The sequence below is a fragment of the Mycobacterium hubeiense genome, assembly GCF_002838065.1.
Lineage (GTDB): Bacteria > Actinomycetota > Actinomycetes > Mycobacteriales > Mycobacteriaceae > Mycobacterium > Mycobacterium hubeiense.
Genome location: NZ_PIZU01000004.1, coordinates 209,550 through 217,082 on the forward strand (window position 1 = coordinate 209,550; position 7,533 = coordinate 217,082).

Consider the following 7,533-nt stretch of genomic DNA (forward strand, 5'->3'; position numbering starts at 1 on the left):
TGGGGAGTTGTAGCGACCGTTATGATCGGCTTTTGATGCTACGATTGCTACATGAAGACATCCGGCGTGGAACGCTACGACATCGCGGAGCGCTCCGATCACGTGGAAGTCCGCGGGGTGAGTCGGCGCCGTGTCGTGGAGGCCTTGAGTCTGCTGGATCGGGTCCGGGCGGTGCAGGCCGAGCATGCCGCGGCCACCCGCGATGATCTCGTGCACACATTGATGGCCAGCAATGTCCCGCTGACTCCTCCGGCGACCGTCGCACAGGCCCAGCGGCTGGCCAGTCACCGAGATGCATTGTTGGCCACGCCGAGTTACACGCACGGTTCGCTATGCGAGCTGCGCGGTGATGCCCGAGAGTCCAGCACCCGCACATGGCTCTCCCGCCGCAAGGCCGAAGGCAAGGTCTTCACCCTGACTCACAACGGGCGCACGTTGATCCCAGCGTTCCAGCTCGACGACCGGGGTGAGCCGCGCCCGGAGCTGCAGCCGGTACTGGCCGTACTGCAAGGCGCCGGAGTGCAGGGCTGGGCGTTGTGGACATGGCTGACCTCGCCGACAACCCTGCTGTCCGGTGCAGTTCCCGAGCAGCTGGTGCGCACCGCTCCACAGCGGGTGCGGCGGGCGGCGGAGCGATTCGCAGCGGCCCGAGCCGCCTGAATGAGCGCGTTTCCGGCCGCCGACCTGGCGTGCCCGGATCCTGCAGGCTGCCCGGTTGCGGACCGGCTGCCGCGTCTGCGTACCACTTCCGTGCGGGCAGGCACCGCCTGGTACCGCGTGTACAACGCGACCTGGGGCTACGACGAGCACAACCCCGGCTACGGCGATGCCCGCTTCTCCCCGATCGACGATCCGACCGATGGCAACCGTCTGCCGAGCATGTACCTGGCCGCCACACCGGCCGCGGCCTTGCTGGAGACGGTGTTTCACGATGTCCATCACGACAGCGGCCGCATCGTCTACGAACGCAATATGCGAGGCATGCTGCTCGCGCACGTGCGTGCACCCGCGGTGGCGAGACTGGCCGATCTGCGCGATCCGGAACTAGAGCGGCTGGGACTGCGCCGCGAGCAAGTCGTCTCCAGCGACGCCGAGCACTATCCGTGCACACGCCGACTGGCAGTCGCCGCGCTGGGGCAGGCACGCGGCGGGCGCAGTATCCAGGGTCTGATCTGGCATTCTCGGCAGGCTGAGCTGGCCGGCCGCGACCAACTCGAGGTAATGGTGCTGTACGGTGGGCCGCGGTACTCGTCGACGCGCGGCAGTTGGCGGCTTTTTGGTCCGGGCGCCTCGTCCCTGTTCGATGGTCCAGGCCGGCTGCTCGTCGACGAGATCGCCGAAAACCTTTCTGCGATAATCGAACTCGAGGGCTAGGACGATGCTGAAGAAGATGTCCCGCGTCGTGACGTCACGCAGGTGCAGCCTTACGCGGCCGACACGTGATTTGCGCGCCCAGCTCTGACCAACAGCCTTGGTCTAGGACGTTGCCATCGCATATCGCTGACGACGAGCCGCGAGTCGAACCTCGGGATGTCGGTAACCCCTGCTTAACTTGTAACCAACAGCACGCCTAGAAGGTGGAGACTCCGTGCGAACAACGTTGACTGATGCAGCACCATCGGCAGCCCGCCTCACATCGTCACTGCGAGACATTGGCTATGACTTCGTAAGCGCGGTCGCCGACCTGATCGACAACAGTATCGCCGCGAACGCGACCGAAGTATCGGTCGAAATCGAGTTCGCGGGACAAGACTCCGCTGTGTACATTGCCGACAACGGCTGCGGCCTCACGCCTCGAGGTATGACAGAAGCGCTGCGGTTCGGCAGCCGTCGCGAATACGGCCTAGGCGACCTCGGCCGGTATGGCCTAGGACTGAAGACTGCCTCGTTATCGCAAGGACGCTGTTTGACTCTTGTATCCCGGCCCATTGAGCGCAAGCGACCGCTATGGCACACACTTGATCTTGATCTCATTGCAGAGTTAGACGAATGGGTCATCGCCGAGAATCCGCGGAATAGCGTTATTGCGAAATGCGAGGAGATACTTGGGGACGGTAATGGAACAGTCGTCTGGGAAGCCCTTGACCGTGTGCTTCCTGCATCTGGAGCGAACGGCGGATGGGCAAAGCGGCGTTTCGAAGTCCTTACGAGCAAGACAAAGAACCACCTCGCAATGGTGTTCCACAGGTTTCTGATCGGGGAGAACGGCGCGCCACGAATCTCCATTTCGGTTAACGGCGAAAAGGTAGCACCCTGGGATCCATTCGTACGCGACGAGCCCGCAACGCAGCAGCTCCCCCCGCAACAATTTGAATTGGAAAGCGCGACTGGAGTCGGGATGGTGGAGCTACGGCGATACATACTGCCGGGAAAGCGAACATTCAGCAGTCTGGATGCATTCGAAAATGCCGCCGGCCCCCTCAACTGGAATCGGCAGCAAGGCCTTTATGTGTACCGCGAAAACCGGCTGGTGCAATGGGGCAGCTGGGGTGGCACACGCGGCATCGACGAGCATACCAAGCTTGCCAGAGCAAGCCTTGACTTCAAGAGTGATCTAGATGAGATCTTCAACATCAATGTCGCGAAGATGCGAGTTTCCGTTCCGGCGCAGCTTAAGCAAATGCTCGATCGACCTGTCAGCGAGCTCTGCATATTGGCTGACCGAACGTACCGTCGCCAGAATGGCGATTACCCCAACGACGATGCTGATGTTAACGACCGCAACAACGGCGAGGCCCCCGCGAGCGGGGCGCTTGCTGAAGTCGGTCTGGCACTGAAGTCGGCAGCGATCCAGTCCGGCCAGTACGACGGGTTCAAGCGCGTCATGGAAGTAATGCGCGCACAGCATGCTGAGCTCGCCCGCGGACTAGGCTTCTAAGAATTCGCAGCATTACACCATTTCTGAAGCGGGCACATACCACAATTCGGGTCATCCACGAGGCAGACATCTGCCGCCAGTCCTATCAAACCGAGATGGGCTGATCGCGACTCCTCTCCGAGCCCGATCATGCTCGCGACTGCGATTCGCCCGTCTGTTTGGATATTGCGCGTGTCGGCGTCATTACCTTGGAATCGACTAGCTACACGAAGAACGCCCTTAGTCACCAAGACCGGTTCTTCGCTCTCGCGACCCGCAACCGCAGTAGGGATCGCCAGCTCCACCAAGTCAGCAAGGGACGCGGGAATCGCAGTCAATTTCCTCCGATCAACGCTTGGCGCCCAAAGAGCTGTCGGGGAGGACTTGACCTGCTCAACGAGTAGACGAACGGTCGCCATCCGTTGTTGCCGACCCACGCCGACCATCAGCTCTTCAAGCAAGTCGAGATCCTGCTTGTCCGGATCTTGTCCTGGGCGCAGTTCATATCCAGCATCGATAACTGGCCAGATGGAGTTGATCACCGTAGCGGATGCACGATCTAACAGCAACTCCGCTAGGACGAACTTCCAACGGTTGGCTGTCTTCAGCCACGGCATTGATTTGACCGATTTCGAGCTCTCGAACCACCTGGCAAGTTTCTTTGCGGTTTGACGCGTGGAAAGGCCTGCCGGAGCCGACGCCGCAAGCGAAGAACGCACGGCCTCGCCGATCGCACGCCCGATCAGTGGAGGTACCGCGTTTCCTATTTGCTTGAATGCCGCCGACGGAGGCCCTGCGAATCGAAAATCGTCGGGAAACGTTTGGATTCTCGCCGCTTCTCGCACAGTGAGTGTTCGCGGTTGTCTCGGGTGAATATACCAGTACCCGTCTTTCGCAATGTGGGCGGTGATAGTGCGCGAGAGATCATTCTCGTCCAACTTCTTATACTTGTCGTCGAAAATATCCTTGCGATAGCGCTGATACTCGGGCGCTAGATCCGTGTACTTGGTTTTGTGGGTCATCGACTCGAACGCTGCACGATCGTCGTCTCGGACCGGCCGTGTAATGTGGTCGAACAGTTTATGCGCGTCTCGCTTGGGTACTCGCCGGCGCGTCCAGATCTGGTATTCAGTACGTGGACCGGCGTACTCTACCCAACCGTACGCCCCGCCCGATGGGCGCCAGCCACCCTCCACTTCAGGCATATCGCCGATAGCATTCCATAACGTAACCCTCTTCGCGGATTCCACAGGCCATGTGAATCGCGTGTTATTTTTCAACGCAACCAAAACAAGTCTTTGCCTCATCTGCGGTACGCCATACCGCCAAGTCTCAACTACGCGAGCTGATACTGAATAGCCGATCTGCTCAAGTTCCTCAACCATGCTGCGTAGTATGAACATCTCTCGGTCGAGTGCCATATCCGGGACATTCTCCATTACCACTGCAGGGGGACGCGCCAGCTGTACTACTTCGAGAAAAGATCTCCATAAGTCCCGACGCTCGTCGTGCGGATCACTTGCACCACTCTGGACACGATGTCGGAGCATGGACCTTCCAGCCTTGGAAAATGGCTGACACGGCGGTCCACCGGCTAGCATCTCAATCTGATTCCGCTTGATAAGCTTCGCGACTCGTTTCACGGTGCCGGCCTCTGCAAGGTCCCAATCAACCGACATTCCGGCGAAGTGGTGATGGTGTGTTTCGATCGCGAAGCTGTAATGGTCCACGCCAAAGACGACTCGGTAGCCAGCGTCTTCAAGCCCTAGGCTCAGGCCCCCAGCGCCCGCGAATAGATCTGCAGCCAAGGGCATGCCCTGTCCCCGCAAGGCGTCACACAAAGACGCCAACTCCCTTTCCGTTTCGACGCCGTCGCGGTGTGGAGGCAGATTGAGGAACGGCCCGCGTACCTGCTTGACCGCATAAAAAGAACCCGAACGGGTCGGCGCAATCTCGTTCATGGTGGAAGACTAGGTTAGCGGTCTGACATGCTCACCTCGGCGCTACACGCGGTGGAACAGTCCAGAATTCCCTCAGGAGCGACGTTCGTGATTGGCGACCTGACCCCACCTACTGAGCAAGTCCGACGACAGATGCAGGCCCAGAGAACGACCGGCACGCGTATCGAGCTGGCAGTCCGTCGAGGACTGCATGCGCGGGGTTATCGCTACCGGATCGATCGACGGCCCCTGCCGGATCACAACTTCCGCGGCGACATCGTGTGGACAGGCCGCCGGCTAGTCGTCTTCTTAGACGGCTGTTTTTGGCATGGCTGCCCGATTCACGGCACTACTCCGAAATCGAACACTGAATGGTGGCGCCGAAAGATCGATGGGAATCGGGAGAGAGACCGACGTGTTGACGCGATCCTTAAACAACACGGCTGGACCGTCCTGCGGTTCTGGGAGCATGACGACCCGGCAACCATCATCGATTCGGTGGTTGCTCACCTTCAGGTCTAACACCACTCGCCTCGACCGAAGCACTCAGCGATGTGCAAACGGGTCTGACCTGACCAATCGGCTGCTACCTCCGCTTACTCAGATCGGACGTCGATAGTGTCGGTGTTGGCAGCGGCGCACTACACCGTTGCAGGAGCTGAGAATCTCAGCCCTGCGGCGGTCGCTTCTGCGGGGCAGCGGCCGAAGTCGGACGCGGTCGAGTCATAGGGCCAACCGCCACCCTCGTCGAGGGGATAGGTAGAAATATGGCTCCCCTTGCGAAATTCCTTTTCGCACATCGCATTTAGTAAGCGCTGCCGAGACTTGGAAACACCTCGTACAGAATCGACAGTAACTCTGCTGCATTCCGTCGGTCAAGCTGGAGGACCTGGCTGGTCGTTCCGTCCGAGGCGTACGTCTCCAGCTGCAGAATCATCCGGCCACCTACCTCATTGAACGTCCAGCCGCATTCAGCTTCCGTCTTGTAGTGGACTCGGCGGTCAGGCCGATATCGAAAGGAAGAAATTAGTGACATAGCACTCCGTCTCTATCCTGCGCTTGGATACTTCCACCAGCGTGGTCCCGTCCCGTCGCATTCATTCGACGACGGGTCGGAACCCGAGTCTGAGGGCTTCCTCGTACAGAACCTTCCCTTGCTTTGCCTGCTTAACAGAAGGCCGCCGCCCATCCGCGAGGAGCCGACCGATACTGAAAGCGATGCCCCGCTGCCAACCTTGCAAGTTACTCGTATCTTTTGCCCACTTAGCTATGCCAAACCAAGACTCTGGGGCGATTTCGGACATTTCCTCGATGAGTGCCTGCTCCTGGGGAGTTGCGCCGGCAAGACCTGCATTGGTCGGAGCCGAGCGACGGGGGCCCGCATCCGTTGCCCGCATATCTTCCGAGAGACTTACCGGCCTGCTCCACGGCAACTCCTCGACAGCCTTCCAGCAATCGAGCTTCTTAGCCCACTCGCCAACGTGCCTCACGGTTCCAGACGGGTTGGTGATAATCCCATGAATGGGATGGCTCAGCTCTGCTATTACATGCTCAACGGCCGGAGACAACCGTTGCTGACGCCAGATCCTGTCTAAGTCCAGCCTCGACTCCGTTTCATGGGCCAGTTTGGCGATTGTGTAGGTTACGATCTGGGCTCGATAGCCGCCGAATCCTTGCTTCTGCACTATCTTCTCGGCGCTTCGAAACAGAATCGCCATGCCGATGAGGCGATGGAACCACTCGACATCAGGCGTGATCGGACGTTCCCGCAGCCGCAGCATGAACTCGCGGAAGTTCTTCTCTGCGCCGAGGCTCACCGTATTCGGTCTCTGCTCCCAACTATGGATGAACTTGGCGAGGTCGGTCTTGGTGAATTTTTGAGTGGTCGGAGTGGTGGCCTTGAATTGCCGTTGCTTCGCAGGTGTTCCTGCCCTGGCGACTTCGTCCGCGTACTGGCCCCGCGCACGTTCATAGAACCATCGGGTCTGCCGCTGCGCACCATCGGGTGCAGGTGCCCACACTGTCCGCGAAAGCTCCTCAACGCGTACGTGAAAAGGGTGATTTGCAGAAAAGTCGGCGCCCGTGACCTTGTTCTGAGTATTCGAGTACATTGAGATCGCCGGCACGATTTCGTCGATCAGATCTGGACGTACGACGGTCAACTTGAGCTGTACAGCTACTCCCGACAGGTCGATCTTGTCGCGCGCTGCAGCGTGGTGAATCGATGCAGTCGTCTGGCCACCATTGACTATCTGTAGATCACGGATTCGTGCGATCCCGCTGCCTCCCTCAACGAGATCGACCAGCTCTACGTCGGCTGCGGTAGCCGAAAGCCCGTTGTTGTAAGCTAAGAAGCGGTCTGGACGTTTGATAAGCGTGTCGCGGATCCCGCGGTTGACTGCTCCCCTGGCCTGTAGGAAGGACCGGACGTTGCGCTCCAACAGTCGAGAGCCATACCGACCGTAGAGGTCGGCAACTAGCCCGCCTGGAACAACGGCGAGATGCACCGTGTGATCCGCTCCAGCAGGCCCCGGCAGGCATGGCAAAGGTCGTCCGAGGAGATCGACGATATCGACAGTAATGACCTCACGTTCTAGACCCGACGTGTCGAGACGGTAGAGACGTTGTAGGTCCCAAAGGTGTGATGTGACTGTGACATCAGCGATCCTTTCAAGCACTGGCAATTCGACAGCTCGGGCGGCGGAACCTGTCAACCTGAATGAGGCACCGTTGCGC

General features: G+C 59.4%; 6 protein-coding genes. 4 read left to right on the forward strand and 2 right to left on the reverse strand.

Going from position 1 to position 7,533, the window contains the following annotated elements:
• Window positions 1-51: 51 nt before the first annotated feature.
• From CWS39_RS05720 to CWS39_RS05730, 3 genes are all read left to right on the forward strand, one after another.
• Window positions 52-660 (forward strand): hypothetical protein, encoded by a 609-nt coding sequence (locus CWS39_RS05720; protein ID WP_102141929.1) that lies wholly within the window; start codon window positions 52-54, stop codon window positions 658-660.
• Window positions 661-1,374 carry an RES domain-containing protein gene (locus CWS39_RS05725; RefSeq protein ID WP_102141930.1) on the forward strand — a complete coding sequence of 238 codons (714 nt, stop codon included), beginning with the start codon at window positions 661-663 and terminating at the stop codon, window positions 1,372-1,374.
• A 214-nt stretch (window positions 1,375-1,588) separates the two neighbouring features.
• Window positions 1,589-2,878: an ATP-binding protein gene (locus CWS39_RS05730; RefSeq protein ID WP_102141931.1), complete on the forward strand. Its 1,290-nt coding sequence runs from the start codon at window positions 1,589-1,591 to the stop codon at window positions 2,876-2,878.
• Here CWS39_RS05730 and CWS39_RS05735 read toward each other — a convergent pair.
• Window positions 2,875-4,818, reverse strand: a complete 1,944-nt coding sequence (locus CWS39_RS05735) for a DNA cytosine methyltransferase (protein WP_102141932.1) — start codon at window positions 4,816-4,818, stop codon at window positions 2,875-2,877. The two genes, CWS39_RS05730 and CWS39_RS05735, sit on opposite strands and share 4 nt — an antisense overlap.
• A 27-nt stretch (window positions 4,819-4,845) precedes the next feature.
• Here CWS39_RS05735 and CWS39_RS05740 point away from each other — a divergent pair, with 27 nt between their 5' ends.
• A complete protein-coding gene (locus CWS39_RS05740) occupies window positions 4,846-5,319 on the forward strand; it encodes a very short patch repair endonuclease (RefSeq protein WP_102141933.1) in 474 nt (157 codons plus the stop codon).
• Window positions 5,320-5,894: 575 nt separating this feature from the next.
• On the opposite strand, the gene CWS39_RS05745 is transcribed toward CWS39_RS05740, so the two are convergent.
• Window positions 5,895-7,533 (reverse strand): AIPR family protein (locus tag CWS39_RS05745; protein WP_233213368.1); only part of this gene is annotated, 1,639 nt, incomplete at its 5' end.